Consider the following 14643-nt stretch of genomic DNA (forward strand, 5'->3'; position numbering starts at 1 on the left):
TATAACAATAAGATTCTGTTTTGGAGTTTTCTCAATATAAGATGCAAAACTCGCGTGGCAGACACAGTGAAGAAGCTGAAAAAAGCTCTGATTTTTTCCATTTAGAACAGTGTTTCAGTACACTACTACCCAAAACTATGCCAAACTACTTGAAGGCAAAAGGTTGGTGACATACCAAGCTTTCTAACATCGTTTCAACAACAAAAAGCGGCTCTCTCTCCAATGAAACTCTGGATAAAAATCGCCGCTTAGAATAATTTCTCTTTTTATGTTGTCAGTCGACTTTGATTAGGATCCGAATGATTATTCCAATCTCTTTAGTTGCTAACATTATGAAGATAACTTTTAGTCACTTTAAGTTCTCTTGAGGAAGTGCTATCTTAGCCTTTCTCTTTTAGCCCAATAAATGCAACCAGTTTTCTCATTGGAGCAGGGAGTGAAGATAAACTTGCATCATTGAAGAGTTTTATTTTTTTAACTAAGATAATGTAAACTACTAGCGAAACAACGCTAGATATAGTCAAGCTAAATAAATACAACAATTTTGAGTGGAACACGGCATTAAAGAAAAATCTTACCAAGGTATCAGTAGTAAAAGCTAATAGAGTAATAAAGCACACTACCCCTACATAATGGATCCAGTTTTTACTCATGTTGGTTATTTGAATTGATTTAGATATAACTCTGATATTTAAAGTTGTGACAACTAGAAAAGAAAGTAACGATGCCATCACAAGTCCATAAGCTCCCAAAAACGATCCCAACAGGAAACTAGAAATAATTTTCACTGCAAATCCAACCAGTGTATGCATCATTGCAGGGCGTGGTTGGCCGATCCCTAGTAAAATTGAATTACTTATCATCAACCCTATTTGAATAAACGAAGTAAACGTTAGAGCACCTACAATTCCACCACCGTCAGAACTACTGAATAATAATCCATTTATGGAATACGATAAAGAACCCATTATAAATGATGCAGGCATTCCAATGAATAGGAAGACCTGAAAGACAAGGGTGGCCTGCTTGTTGACTTCCTTTTTATCCCCCAATGTACTAGCTGCTGATAATATTGGAATGATAGACTGACTTAATGCAATCGCTATAATAGGAGGAATTCCAGCAATAGACTGTGCATTAAAAATCAACGCACTCATAGCATTTTTTGCAGTTGAGAAATTATCATAATATAAATCAGTAAACCGCATAAAAAATGATGAATCTACAAGATAAAAAAATTGTACTGTCATTGAAGTTATAACAACAGGAATGGATAGTGAGAATATTTCCTTATATATCGATTTAAAAGATTTTACTGAACCATCATCACTTTTATTTGATAATACCTCTTCGTTATCTTTTATTTTATTCTTGCTCAGTAATAATACGGTGAGTGCACCTAAAGCTCCTAGTACACTTCCAAAAGTTGCGGCAGCAGATACCCACCCATCTCCCCATCCTAACGAAAAGACCAGTAATGCTATTAGAAGACCAAGAACTACACGCAAAATTTGTTCAATTATTTGAGATAATCCAACTGGCATCATTACTCGTCTACCCTGGAAGTACCCTCTCATTATAGCTATTAAAGGGAAGAATAATAATGCAGGTGCAATTGCCCGTATGGATAAGTATGCGCCAGGAGTTTGAGTAACATATGTAGCATAGTAAGGAGCAAGCATATAAAGAGTTACTGATAAAATTAATCCTGAAGTTATTCCAAAAATCATTGCTGCTCTATAAATTTTTTGAGCTTCGCTAATTTTATTGAGAGCATGTCTCTCAGAGATCATTTTACTTATTGCACTAGGAAATCCAGCCGTAGCTATGATCAATAGATACATATAGACAGAGTTCGCAACCCCAAAATAAATATTACCATCATCACCAACAATGTAATCCAAAGGTATTTTTTGGAATATCCCCAAAAATCGAGCAATTAAAGCTGATAGCGCAAGAATTAAGGTTCCTTTGAGCAAATTATCTTTTTTCACAGTCCAACTATCCTTTATAAGAGAATGTAATCAGAAATACTCGGCAAAAATATGTAAAGTATCACAATGCAACAGATGTAGTTCATTATAATGTAATATGACATCAAGATACAACAATCCTTTGGTGTTAAACCTTTAGGTGTTTGAATAGTGATAAATAATAGTAGGAGAATTACAGCAATAAAATAAGAAACGCTTCAACCACAATTAAAGATAATATCAGTTACACAACTTCTCATTAACGTGATTGCCCGCTAGTTCAATCATGATCACCTGTCCAACGGGTGGTTTGCTCTTGGGGGTATCCCCTCCCTCGTTGCCAAACTGCGCCTAAAGACGCTAGCCTGACCACAAATCTTTTCAGGTTCAGTGTGGCCTTTATAATTTCTACTCCCTTGTACTTACATAAACGGTTGAAAATTCAATTAAGTCTCTTCTCACTTGATTATAAATCTCTTTCCGTCTATATTTCGGGGTGAATACAATTTGGTATTTGCACATCACTTTGTGTGAGCTAGGTTATAGCTCTTGCTTGCCATTTAAGACCATTCCTTTCACCCAGCCTGAACATCTCAATTTTATCGAATGGACTTGGTGGTCAAGCCCTCGATCCCTCCACCCGCTATGCGGGTGTTTTTTTGTTTCGCGCGTTTCACGCACTCAACTGGCTAAAGCCATAACAAAAAAAACGCTAAATTAGCGACTTTCAATGGAACCATATTCCTTCTCCTCAACATTCAGGGTAATTTCATCGCTTTATCTATAAAAATTTCATCCACTTCGCTTACAGATATCCCAAAACGCTTACTCTCTCTCTCAAGTACAATGGGATCGTGAACTTCAGGAACATAATTCTCACCGTAACTAGTTATGGTATCAAATTCTTGCATTATATACTTGTATACTGCATCTGTACACTGGACGCTACTTTTTTCTACTACCTCTGGTTTGTAATACGAAAAAGAATTTGGAGTAATTCTATTCTTTCTGTACAGCTTTACATAGTCATTAAAGCTAAAAGGGGCTTCTTCTTCATAGAATTGGTCCATGTATTTGTAATAATTGACTAAGTCCTCATTTCGGCCCGTATAACCCTACGCTATTCTGTACAAAGACTCTACTGCCTTTTCTTCCTCTTCAGCTTGGTCATAAATAATATGATACATAGCATAATGAAACATCATCTGCAGGTCATGACTTGGATTTTGAATCTGATCGATGAGATCCTTTACAAGGGCGTATTGCCCAGTGGCCAAATAATCGTTAACCTCCTCCCACATTGCTTCGTCCTCGCTCGCTGAATTGGAGCCACCAACATAAAAAGCATATGTATACCCGATCATTTTTTCCAAGGTTTCTTCGGATAGAACGTACTCACCAGCTAAATTTTCGTCTGTTTACCGATTACTACTTGTGCCGATTCAGGCTGGTTAATTGCTGCAGTAGAAGAGATTCGAAGATTGTAATCGTCAGGGGTTAGCCCCTCTCCATTGTTGGTAAACCATTCACTTTCAAACAAACCATTATTGACCTGAAGTGCACCCCTTAGAATAGACATTGGATTAAACCCCTGGTTTATCCGATGAAATTCTAAGGGGTGCATTTTTTTATGCAAGCAGTTAAATACGAAATATGGACGAGGCACAAAAGCGAATTGAAACATATATCCCATTTTCACAACCAACATCGACCACAACGAAAACTAAATAAACTGCCTCCGGTAGAGTTCCGGAAGCAGTTTATAGCCTAGGGTCTTTTTTCAATGTCTACTCAATCGGGTCACTCAAAGATATCCATTTTGGCTTTATGATCTCTTTACCCCATATTTCTTATGATCTGGTTTTAGTAAAACCTTATGCCATTCAAAGAGGAACAGACTTTTTCTCGTTTTTTCACTATACCGATTAAAGTTTTGACATTCTTTGCTGGATAAACAACGAAAATCCCCTAATGTATCCAGTGCTAGAGTTCATTGTAACATGTCCTCTTTTTTCACTGTCTGCAATGAGGGGATAATACTAGACTGTTATTATTTCTTTACGAATTCAGTTCTTTCAATGCCTTAATAAACCAAGCAGTTATTTGGATTGATACTAGCTCAAATAAGAGTATAAGACTTATCCTTCTTCCCCATAACATTGCACCCTAAGTCTGTTTAAGACTAAATTTATTACATTAATAATTGAAAACTGTTATTGCAAAACTAGTCACTTTCAGATAATGCATTATACATTGCAGATTGCCATGAATTTAGATAAACAATTCACTGCTTTGCGCTAGTTCTTTTAGGTGTTCTTTTAACCCCTCTGATCCAGCTGAATAAAAAACATTTGATAAATCAAACAATCTCATATAATCATGGTGATCAAGCATCTCGCTACCAAAAAGTATTTTGTTGTAATTCTTCAGCACATAACTTTATTGACGAGACAGATTCTCAAACCAAGTGTGACAGTTCCACTGAGAAAGATTTGTGAGCTGTTTTCCAGCCTAGAAAGCAAACAACTGGCCTTTTATGGGTTAAGCCTCAAAATACATTCGGTTTCAACCACAATAAATTTCCCAAATAGAAAACTTCTTGAAAATCGAACCTCTTCCACTTTAATGAGCCTACATCAAATGATGTAGGCTCATTTTCACTCCATTACGGGACTCGTGGCAAACTTATGCTTCAAATTGTGTTTCGAAAAAGTTGAAAATCATTGGATATTAAGGAATTTCCGGCAAACTTATGGGTAAATAATTTATCTTTTTATGGGTTAATTCTCATATATCTCCTCGTTATTCCTTAACTTTAGAGTAGTATATACTTGTGTAGCTTTCGAGTATCAAAATCTCAAATCCTCTGTAGACGAGTTCTGACGATAATACATTTTGTACTATCATCAGAAAAAACTACAATCTTTAGAAATTGATAATCCCCATTATAGGGTATATCTTACTATGAATTTAATACACAATCATTATTTTTGTATGTTTCTTGCAATTTACATAATATGAAATTGAAAATAACCATCCGAATACTGGTTATTTTCACCTCTGCCCGGCTCCAAAATTTATGATTATAATTTTAGTAGTATAGAACAAAAAACAATAGCAATTAAGAAATTCAGATTGAAACGAAATTCGGATAAAGGTCAACAAGATATCTCCTGCTTTTTCAGAGTGTTTTTTTCACAATTTAGTCGTCAATTGAAAAAGACAATTTAACAAAGACTCACTCTGTTATGCTCTTAAACGATATTTGATACAAAACTACTCATTTATCTATTAAAAATAACCTCCGAAATTAAATCTTGAGCTAGCATTTTAGAACCACTAATACCTTTTAAATATTTCAGTGGACCTTCTGCAGACCATTCTATGTTTTTCATTTTCTTTACACTTTTTTCGATGAAAGAGTAATCGGATTTGCCCTTTTGTCGATTCATTGATTCACTAAGAATCTTCGCCCCCACAATTGCCAAAGCATTAAGACATACGATATGTGTTAAACGATATTCTTTATAGTTAAGCCACTCCGTATTGAATTGTTCTTTAACAGAATTAAAATACATGAGACTTAGGGCTAATTTTGTTTCTTTGTTTAGGCTAGCAACCTCTTCTGGCTTTGTAAGCACTTCAATAACTTTATATAAATTCTGAAGAGTAACATGACGACCGGAGCTACGCTTCCCCGTCAATGTCCCTATGAAGTGGAAAGGACTGTCTCCACGGGTTATAAGTTGTGTTGCAATCCAACTAAATTCATCTGTATTTCGATGAAGGTACTTACTTAGTGAGGTTCCTATCCCCTTCGCCATTGTATTGATAATGTCAAATAGATGAATCTCTTCGTCTTCATCTAGGTAGTGGTACGCTAAGAAGGGAACGTTGATTTCAGAGTTCGTATCCTGTGTATAGCGTTTAATTCCACCCACTCTATGCTGACCATCCATTATCGATGCCTTGCCTTTGCAAATTAATCGACCTAAATGTGGCCTGGCTTTATCATATGCGCTGAACTCCCAGTGAGATTCTGCATTTAACATGATCGGAGCAAAGAGTGCATCCTCTCCCTTCGAGAGATATAAAGCAAAGTCATTACATCTCTTACTATCCACGGGTCGTTGATATCCCTTTCCAGAAGGATGATCAAAAGGTTTTACGTAGGTCAGTTGTAATACCGATGTGGCAGTTACATTACCTAGGTAAGTAACTTTACCACGCATTTTAGATTGCAGCACATTTTCAATTACATGTTGTTGTGTCATAGATGTTAATCTCCTTATTGTCATATGCTAATTTCATTTTAGGGTATATAACACCTATTTACAAATGGAATTAAGTAGTTAAATATTCTTCATTCCAGGCCACAAGTTACCTACTCTTAAATAGAGGTGGCCTGAATGTCCAACATATTTCTAAGAGTAGGTAAAAAAATTCGTTTATATCGAAAATCAAGGAAATTAACCCAGGAAGAATTAGGAGAGCTGCTTCAAATAGATTATTCGTACTTGGGAAGAATCGAACGTGGAGAAGTTAATATCACGATAGAGACCTTAAATAAAATAGCTAATGCTCTTAACATCGCACCTTCACAGTTAATTGAGGAAGATAAGCATAGGTCGAAAGATAAATTAAAAACAGATATTCTGGAGAAAATAGATACAACACTGCTATCCCTATCTACTAAAGAACTCGAAGTACTCCATCGTTTAATCAAAGATGCAATTGTATTGAAAGAACTATAATTTCATCATAAAAAACAACAAAAAGCACCTTCCCAATCTCTCATGCACAGAGATTAAGGAGGTGCTCCTTTTGATTTGAGATTTTACAGATCATCCGATAATCTTAATGTTCTTTCACAAACATCGCATTTCACTTGAATTATAAGGCCAATGCCAGTTGGAATAAACGTATACGCAAACTTCGCCCCTGTTACATCAACAGGTATGCACGAATCCCAGTCTGAAATTTTCTTTTTCATATCTTCACTAATCTCGAATTGCATATGTTCACCCCCGACGTTTCATTAACCTGTAATAGCACTCATTAAGTAAGATAACTGACGCTCATCTAAATTCATTTTTTTCTGGACTGTATAATAGAGATTATAATTGGCAAAAAAACGCCTAATGCAGATAAGTTTGCAGACAATATGGTGTACTCTTTAGTGAAATTCATGTAAACAATTGAAATAATTGAAATAACTACAACTATCATTAAAGTATAGATACTTGTTGCAAATTTAATTAACTTTGCAGACAAGCCTATAAATATTCCTTGATCCGTTTCAGTTATAAGACTTTGTTTTTCAATCTTACATCTCTCTAATGCATCCTTTAACAATTCCATTCTCATACTATGTTCATTTTCATGTACTAGTTCCGTATTTCTTGTCAGTACCAGCCCTTCTGCGTTTAGATATGTATCTTTGATATTGACCATTAATTCTAGAATAATATCTTTTTTCTTATTTTTTAAAAGGTACATAAGATCATCATCAAGAAATTGTTTAATATTTTGAATCAATACTGGTTCTAATTCAGAGCTTTTAAATATAAAGACATTATTAACGTTATTTTCTAAAGTTCCTAAGTACCTTGTCAATTTTCTTTTTATCATTTCAATTTTTGATAGACTCTTACCTTCTTCTATAAAATCTTTTAATAAATCAAAATATATATACAATTTATCATTGAGTTCTTTAGATAAAACATCTCGTTCTAGTAAAAATGCCGCAATAATAGCCAAAGTTAACGAAGCAAATGTTATACCAAGAGACGCTGAAGCCCATGTAGAATTTCTAAAAGCGGCAAAAATAAATATACAAGTAATAGAAGTCATAAAGGTAATAAGCAAAGTGTACACTAATCTCAATAAGATTACGTTCAAAGTTATATTGGAAATAATCTTAGATTTATCATCATAGTTGAATATTTTCCCCTTATATCTCAGTTCATTTTTAATCATTTTCCACCTCATTAGTTGTATAGTTCACAAATTTTTATAAGAGCAAAGAGTTAACACTCCTTGCTCTTATTTTATCGTTTTGATATCATGATTACATTTATTGACTCGGTTTCGTCATGTTAAACATGAAGTGAACTCAATATAGACCGTCCCGGGTTCATAGGATATTAATATATCCCCATCATAATTTGAACTTTCATGCCTCTCCGTTTTCCCTAAGATTTGTTCAATATCCATGAACGTTTTCATCGGAAAAGCTTTTGTTCCAAGATAAACATTCCTTAGAGAGTCTGTACTTTCATCGTCAAAGTTAAAGAATGCATAATCTATCCCTTTCAAGATCCAAAACAGCCCCATAGTCGTATTCAGAACATGAGTAACTTCTTCCTTGCTTTGTCCCAAACGAACTCCTTGGAAGCCTGGTATGATCCCTTGGCTTAACGTGTCGAGAGTAGCTTTGTTTGAATTGAATAAAGGAACTTGGGAGACCGCATTGATTTTCTTAAATGGTATTTTCACTTCAATGAAACCGGCGGCATACGGCTCTACTTCATAAGGATTAAAAACTACTACAACTCCATCTTTATAAAAAGAGTAACTGGACTTATTCGTTTCATTAGATTGTACTTTTATTGATTGTTCTCAGAGACATTATTTAAAAATAATTGTTTCCAAGTCTTCAGATCAAAGTTGTACGTTGCTGCTATCTCATTACTATGAGCCCCACCACTGTATAACGATTCTTCATCAATTTTTTCTAAACAAATTGATTTCAAAACGTCTATAATTAGAAACAAAGTAAAATTAACTCTGTACGTGATATGAATGTAGCATTAACCAAAACCTCGATGGGTCATATTGAAATCTCCTATCCCCAAGTCTCGTTTTTTTGGTATGATGGTCGCTTCTAAGTAGATAACAAACTCTTCTTGCTCTACTAATACAAACAAAAAACACACGATATTCTTCACTTAACTTTTTGGGATCCTTTTTAGCATAATAGTTTGGAAAATGATCTTCCTCCATTCCCAATAAAATAACTACTTCAAATTCTAAACCTTTTGAGCTATGTCTTGTTGAGATCGTAACTTGATTATCTGGCTTACCCAATTGCCCAAATCGAGTTATGTCAAAACCTACAAAATCCCCAGTGGAAGCTAGAACGTAAATTTTCTCTAGGTTTTCCTTCTCATTACAATTCACTTTATAGTTTTCTAACAAATCGTACAATCTAAAATTATCAATAATGTATCGCAACCAATCAGACAATGTACCTGCGTGTACAGAGCTACATTCTAATATCTCCAAAAAGTTTATTCTAGCCAATGCTTTTTCTTTTACATCTAGAATCAAACTATGATTTTGTAACAGCCGGATCCAAAAATCAAATAATGAACTAAACGATTGTTTCTCGTGGTCGGAAGTCCACATAGCGCATTTTTCTAACCAAACCACCAACTCAGTTCTCTCATAGTCTTGTTTATTGAGATAGTACGGAATGTTATTAGATTTAAAAAATTCACTGAGTGCTTTTGCAGTAGGATTATTAGGAACAAGCACAGCAATTTCATCATAAGGGATACCTTGTGATACACAATTCGGAATAATGTTTCTAACAACTTCATTAAATTGCTCAATAAATTCTGAATTACACACAACAAAATGAAATTCTGTTTGCTTTTCAATTTTCGACTTCGCTTCTCTTCCTAGCTGCTTACCTAACACAAATTCTGTTGCATCTACAATTTCTTGAGTACTACGATAATTTGACAATAATCGTACTTCTTTGAATTGCGACTTGTTTGCTAATTCATTAAGATATTCTGGCATAGCACCAGTAAATCCATAAATGGATTGATCCGGATCTCCAACAACAAAGAAATTAATACTTGTTCTATTGAAGAGCGACAGTATCATTTCATGCAAAGGCTTACCCAAGTCTTGATATTCGTCTACAAATATCCAAGGGAATTTCGCTTCTAGACACCTTCTCACATATTCCTCTTTTTGGATCAAAGTTGTTGCAAAATTAACTATATTTATAAAGTCGATCTTACCTACCCTTTTGAGCGCACTTTCATACTCTCGTGCGATATGTAGAGCGATTTCAAAAGGTTCAATCTCGACTTCGCTTAGACCTTCAATATTCAAATTTCTTTCCTTATCCATTTCTTCAATTGTTGTTTCTATTTCACCGTACCCTAAATGATTTTTGATTTCATAAAAAAGCACTTTTCTATCCTCTTCTGAAATAATATCGAACGTCTCAGGTATTTCGTAATCAGGATACAAACGAGAAAAAGGGCTAATTATTTCTGCAATACAAAAAGAGTGAACCGTACCAACAAATACATTTTGTCGTGATTGATTGAAGTCCAATTTCCTTAATCTTTCCTCTAGCTCGGAAGTTGTTGCACGACTGTAAGTGATACATGCAAGTCCTCTTGGCTCTTTAATTTCTTGTAATACTCTCATGATTTTAAGTGTCAATACAGTTGTTTTTCCGCTACCTGGTCCAGCGATTACAACAGTGTTGGTGTCAGAATCATATGCCTCTACTTGCTGTTCATCTCGCATCATTTCTTCAATCTTTTGTTGATAGAATGTCGTCATCAGCCTTCATTAACCTCTGCTTTAGTAATAATACTTCTGATCGCTTCTCTTACATACTCGGGCACATGTCCCTCTTTGGTTACATCTGCAAATTGTTGCGAGAATCTTCCTTTCCCGATGCCTTTTGCCTCAATTTTCGAAAGACACTTCCAAAAATCTTTTTGAGTTAACTCATTCTTAAAATTACTTTTTTGTTTTTCTCCACCGAGTGTCAGTCCGTCGTAGACATCAGAAATTATTGTTTTTAAATCGTTATCCTCACCGCATGCTTTCATTATTTCAACTTCCAATGTATATTCACCAGCATAAATTCCAAACTCATTCAGTTTTTTATTTTGCAATTCAGTTGTTTCAGGAATCTCTCTTTCTGCGATTTTCTGCAAATCAATTAACGTTTCAAATGCTAATTCATAACCTAAAAAACCATAGCTTAAGTGGGTGGCTTCCTTTAATAAATGATATTTCCGAATATCTTTACCCTCGCTGTCAAGTGTCAAGATATAGTAGTCCCCATCTGTAATAATTACAAATGGAATTCCAAGAGCATCTAAAAATTTGATATATGGTTTAAAATTAGTGGAGTTAATGTTACATACAATGACTCCTTTTGAATCCAATGAAAGCTGCATCAATTCAGCAAATCTTGGAATTAAGTATTCCTCAGCTATCCCTTCGACCAAAATAATCCCTTTACCAAAATATAATTCTCCCCGCTTAACATCAACATATCTTTCTATATCCCTTTTTTCCTGTGGCGACATCTGCAAATCAGACGTTGCTTTGATCTTTGTACCATCCTCACTTTTTAACAAATGAACAATTGATTCAATCGGCGCAACTGAAGTAATATGTGTTGAATGTGTTGTTAACAAAATTGATGATGAGCCCCCCATTACATCCTGATATAGTACACGCTGGAGTGTTGGATGTAAGTGAGCTTCGGGTTCTTCAATAGCTAAAAATGTAAAACCTTTTAAAGGAGGATTATGCAAGTCCATAAAATTATAAAGAGCACGCATGACATTTGCTTGAATTCCCTCTTTTAATACATACTTACCTTTGTCGTTTACTTCATAGCAAGACGCTATAATTTGACTACGTTCCTTCGTTAAAAGTTCGTCATACAAGCTTCCCTTTATAAACCTTGGAACAGTTTTATCTTCGATAAATAAAAGCATTAATGTGATATATAAAATATTATTAAGTCCAAGACTACTTTCGCTAATTGGACGTCTGTATCTTTCTTGTCCCACCATTGTTTTGATACTATTAATTAATCGCTGTGTATTTACATCAAGGGTTTCAAACTTGATTTCAGATCCCTTTTCTATTTTGATAATTTCATCAAAACGGTTATTAATACGTTTTTCTAAATCATCTACTTCATCTAATGATAACAAAAGGTCACTATTTTGTTTCATGGCAGTTGCAATTACGTCGAGTTCGTCCTTCTCAATTTCATATTGTCGTAATAATTGAAGAACCGGAGAATGTCTGGTACTTTTCATTTCACTTTCTACATCTCGTAGCGCTTTAATTACTTTTAGATTTAGAAACTTTCTTTGCTGATGAGAAAAATATTGATTTTCATCGCTACCTTGGAAAATTTTATACTCATAAGAATTGCTACCATCAGCTCGTGGTATTGGGTAATACCTGTAAGTTAACCTTAAAGTGTGAGGAGTAGTCGACACTGTCGCGTCACTAAGAACAGCTAAAATGTTCCTGTTATGCTCGTATCCCCTTATCTCAATAACAATTTCGATCTGTTCTCCTGATTTCATTGGGTCGATACATCGTTCATTAAAATCTGATTCTTGTAAAGTTCTGTCTTCGTCTGATAATTGAGGATCTAAAATTAGTTGCAGTGCTCTAATAAAATTTGTCTTGCCGACATTGTTTTCGCCAATAATCACTTGTTTATGATTTAAAGACACTTCTTCTTCAACAAAATTCCTGAAGTTTTTAATCTTTACTTTTGAGATGTATGGTGACCTCATTTTCTTCTCCTCCATATCTTCTATAGGTAATTATTACTATACGCTATCAATGACAAATATTTTGTCGAATTATGCTGAATAGTTTTCTGTTAGATAAATTAAATAAAACAGGCATGACTATATTAAAGTCATGCCTGTTTTTAGCGAATTAAACTTTTTTCTATAAGCTTATCTGCAGCAATAAGAACTTCTATTTTAATATCCTCTAAATAATTATTCAAATGCTTTATCTTTCTATTAGATGCTCCTTTTATATTCACCATTATTTCAGAATATGCTTGTCCAAATTTCATGTATTTATACGAATTGTAATATATTTTAGTGTTTAGTACTTTAATAATAAATTCTGCTTCTGTAGGATTAAAGTAATAAACAAAAAACCATTTAATATAATCAACAAAAGTTACTTTGTATTTAATTACCTCAAAATGAGTTATGACGGTTTCTTTTGACAATACTAACAAGTTCAAGATTTGCTTGATTTCCCTAGGAGTGATGTCCTTAGCTTTTGCAATTACATTGATAAGCTCCACAATAATATTTTTCTCTTCTTCGCTAAAGAAGCTTAGATGCTGTCCTAGCAAATTTTCCAAGAAATATTTGTAGTCGTTATGACGTTTTAAACGTATAGGAATCGATATATATTTTTGTAGATATTCATAACCGTATGCAAGTTTATCATCTCGCGTAGCTCCGTCTTTTAGAAAAAATAGATTGTTATTTGCCAATGCTAGCGAAACTAATTCTTCATTCATAGAAATAACTTTAATAATTGAATCAGATGACACAAATAATTGAAGAGCTGAGAAAAATTCAACTATTGTTTTCTCAGAACATCGATCCAACTCATCAACCACTAGAATGATATTCTCATCCTTTTTCAACCAAATCTTTATGAGCTTATCAAGGGATTGCTTTACTTCCTCTCGTGTCCCCAATTTAGTTTTAAAATCAGGTATTAAAATTTGCTTCAATACTTTATTGGATAGTGGTTTTATTATAAACATGATTTTTTTTATCAATGGAACGATTAGTTGAGTAGCTGTGGTTATAAATAACCCAGCTGTAATTATATTGATATACCACTTACTGTTTTTTATATTTTCAATCAAAGAATCATATTTATCAAACTCCAGAAAATAGACTCCCATAAATGATACTATTAGAATAGCGCCTAATAAATATAAGAATATATTATTTTTCATTGATGGAAATAGACTTCTATAGGTAAATCTAATTCTTCCAATGAATTTTGTCTCCGCCTCATATTTTATATAAACTTCTTTTAGAATAGAATACCAGATCATTTTATGGTCATCATATTCAGTCGGATTACATTTAATTATATGAGATTTTTTATACTTTTCTGCCGCTTTAGATTGTTTTTCTTTCACTTCGTTGTTAATTGCCTCTAAACTTTCTTCAATTAGTCCAACAAATGTTGATTTTCCACGTCCCCACTTTCCATAGATTCCGATGGCTAATGGTGCTACAGTTTGTTTGTTCGCAATTAAACGCGCAAGAGCTTTTGCTTTCGGAGTCCTTTCTAATAAATCGACATCGCTTTCCTTATCGATCACAGCGACTTCTGGTTTTAAATCCACTGCAAAGTTGGTAACCTTAGCCTCATTGTCTTCTTCTAGTTCAATTTCTCTAATTCTTTCTTTTTTCTCATCCGCCTGTCGATTTAGGCGTCTATAACGTGCCTCATCTTCGTCTTCTTCCGGTTCTTCAAATATATCATCTTCTGGCTCGCCCGCTCTTATCCAATTTTCTGATCGAATTAACCGTTCTAATTCCGCTACTTCTACATCAAGCATTTCCTTCTCTTCTTTTCGATTCATCTCAATCACCTTATTATGATTCCAGCAAGCATCTAGGGAAATTACCTACTCCGTGTCGTACGGCAATGTGGAAAGTTTGTACATCCGTAAAATTGCACCCCGTTTCTATTCCTCCGCACCATCATATATCCCTTACATGTTCCACAATGCACTTGATTCTTGATAATCCTTATATCGTTATATGTACGACGACATCCTGGGTAATTACTACATCCCAAAATATCTTCCCACCCT

General features: G+C 34.3%; 10 protein-coding genes and 1 pseudogene. 1 reads left to right on the forward strand and 10 read right to left on the reverse strand.

Annotation, left to right across the window (positions count from 1 at the left end):
* Positions 1-380 precede the first annotated feature (380 nt).
* From MKY97_RS19135 to MKY97_RS19155, 5 genes and pseudogenes are all read right to left on the reverse strand, one after another.
* Positions 381-1994, reverse strand: a complete 1614-nt coding sequence (locus MKY97_RS19135) for a polysaccharide biosynthesis protein (protein ID WP_342551892.1) — start codon at positions 1992-1994, stop codon at positions 381-383.
* Positions 1995-2418: 424 nt separating this feature from the next.
* Positions 2419-2495 (reverse strand): annotated as a pseudogene (locus MKY97_RS19140) (IS200/IS605 family transposase); the annotation flags it as partial.
* 593 nt (positions 2496-3088) lie between these two features.
* Positions 3089-3250 carry a hypothetical protein gene (locus MKY97_RS19145; protein ID WP_342551893.1) on the reverse strand — a complete coding sequence of 54 codons (162 nt, stop codon included), beginning with the start codon at positions 3248-3250 and terminating at the stop codon, positions 3089-3091.
* A 125-nt stretch (positions 3251-3375) separates the two neighbouring features.
* Positions 3376-3552, reverse strand: coding sequence for a hypothetical protein (locus MKY97_RS19150; protein WP_342551894.1), 177 nt, complete (start codon positions 3550-3552; stop codon positions 3376-3378).
* 1705 nt (positions 3553-5257) lie between these two features.
* Positions 5258-6247, reverse strand: coding sequence for a DGQHR domain-containing protein (locus MKY97_RS19155; RefSeq protein ID WP_342551895.1), 990 nt, complete (start codon positions 6245-6247; stop codon positions 5258-5260).
* A 135-nt stretch (positions 6248-6382) separates the two neighbouring features.
* Between MKY97_RS19155 and MKY97_RS19160 the strand changes: the two genes are divergently transcribed.
* Positions 6383-6727 (forward strand): helix-turn-helix transcriptional regulator, encoded by a 345-nt coding sequence (locus tag MKY97_RS19160; protein ID WP_342551896.1) that lies wholly within the window; start codon positions 6383-6385, stop codon positions 6725-6727.
* 83 nt (positions 6728-6810) lie between these two features.
* Here MKY97_RS19160 and MKY97_RS19165 read toward each other — a convergent pair whose 3' ends face one another.
* The 5 genes from MKY97_RS19165 to MKY97_RS19185 form a co-directional block, all read right to left on the reverse strand.
* On the reverse strand, positions 6811-6990 hold the full coding sequence (locus MKY97_RS19165) for a hypothetical protein (RefSeq protein WP_342551897.1): 180 nt from the start codon (positions 6988-6990) through the stop codon (positions 6811-6813).
* A 71-nt stretch (positions 6991-7061) separates the two neighbouring features.
* Entirely contained in the window at positions 7062-7952 is an 891-nt protein-coding gene (locus MKY97_RS19170) for a hypothetical protein (protein WP_342551898.1), read from the reverse strand.
* 804 nt (positions 7953-8756) lie between these two features.
* On the reverse strand, positions 8757-10565 hold the full coding sequence (locus tag MKY97_RS19175; RefSeq protein ID WP_342551899.1) for an ATP-dependent helicase: 1809 nt from the start codon (positions 10563-10565) through the stop codon (positions 8757-8759).
* Positions 10565-12565 carry an AAA family ATPase gene (locus MKY97_RS19180; protein WP_342551900.1) on the reverse strand — a complete coding sequence of 667 codons (2001 nt, stop codon included), beginning with the start codon at positions 12563-12565 and terminating at the stop codon, positions 10565-10567. Before MKY97_RS19180 ends, MKY97_RS19175 begins: the two co-directional genes overlap by 1 nt.
* 140 nt (positions 12566-12705) lie before the next feature.
* Positions 12706-14409: a P-loop NTPase fold protein gene (locus MKY97_RS19185; RefSeq protein ID WP_342551901.1), complete on the reverse strand. Its 1704-nt coding sequence runs from the start codon at positions 14407-14409 to the stop codon at positions 12706-12708.
* Between the last annotated feature and the right edge of the window lie 234 nt (positions 14410-14643).

It is taken from the genome of Paenibacillus sp. FSL R7-0652 (assembly GCF_038595045.1).
In the GTDB taxonomy this organism is placed as follows: Bacteria; Bacillota; Bacilli; order Paenibacillales; family Paenibacillaceae; genus Paenibacillus.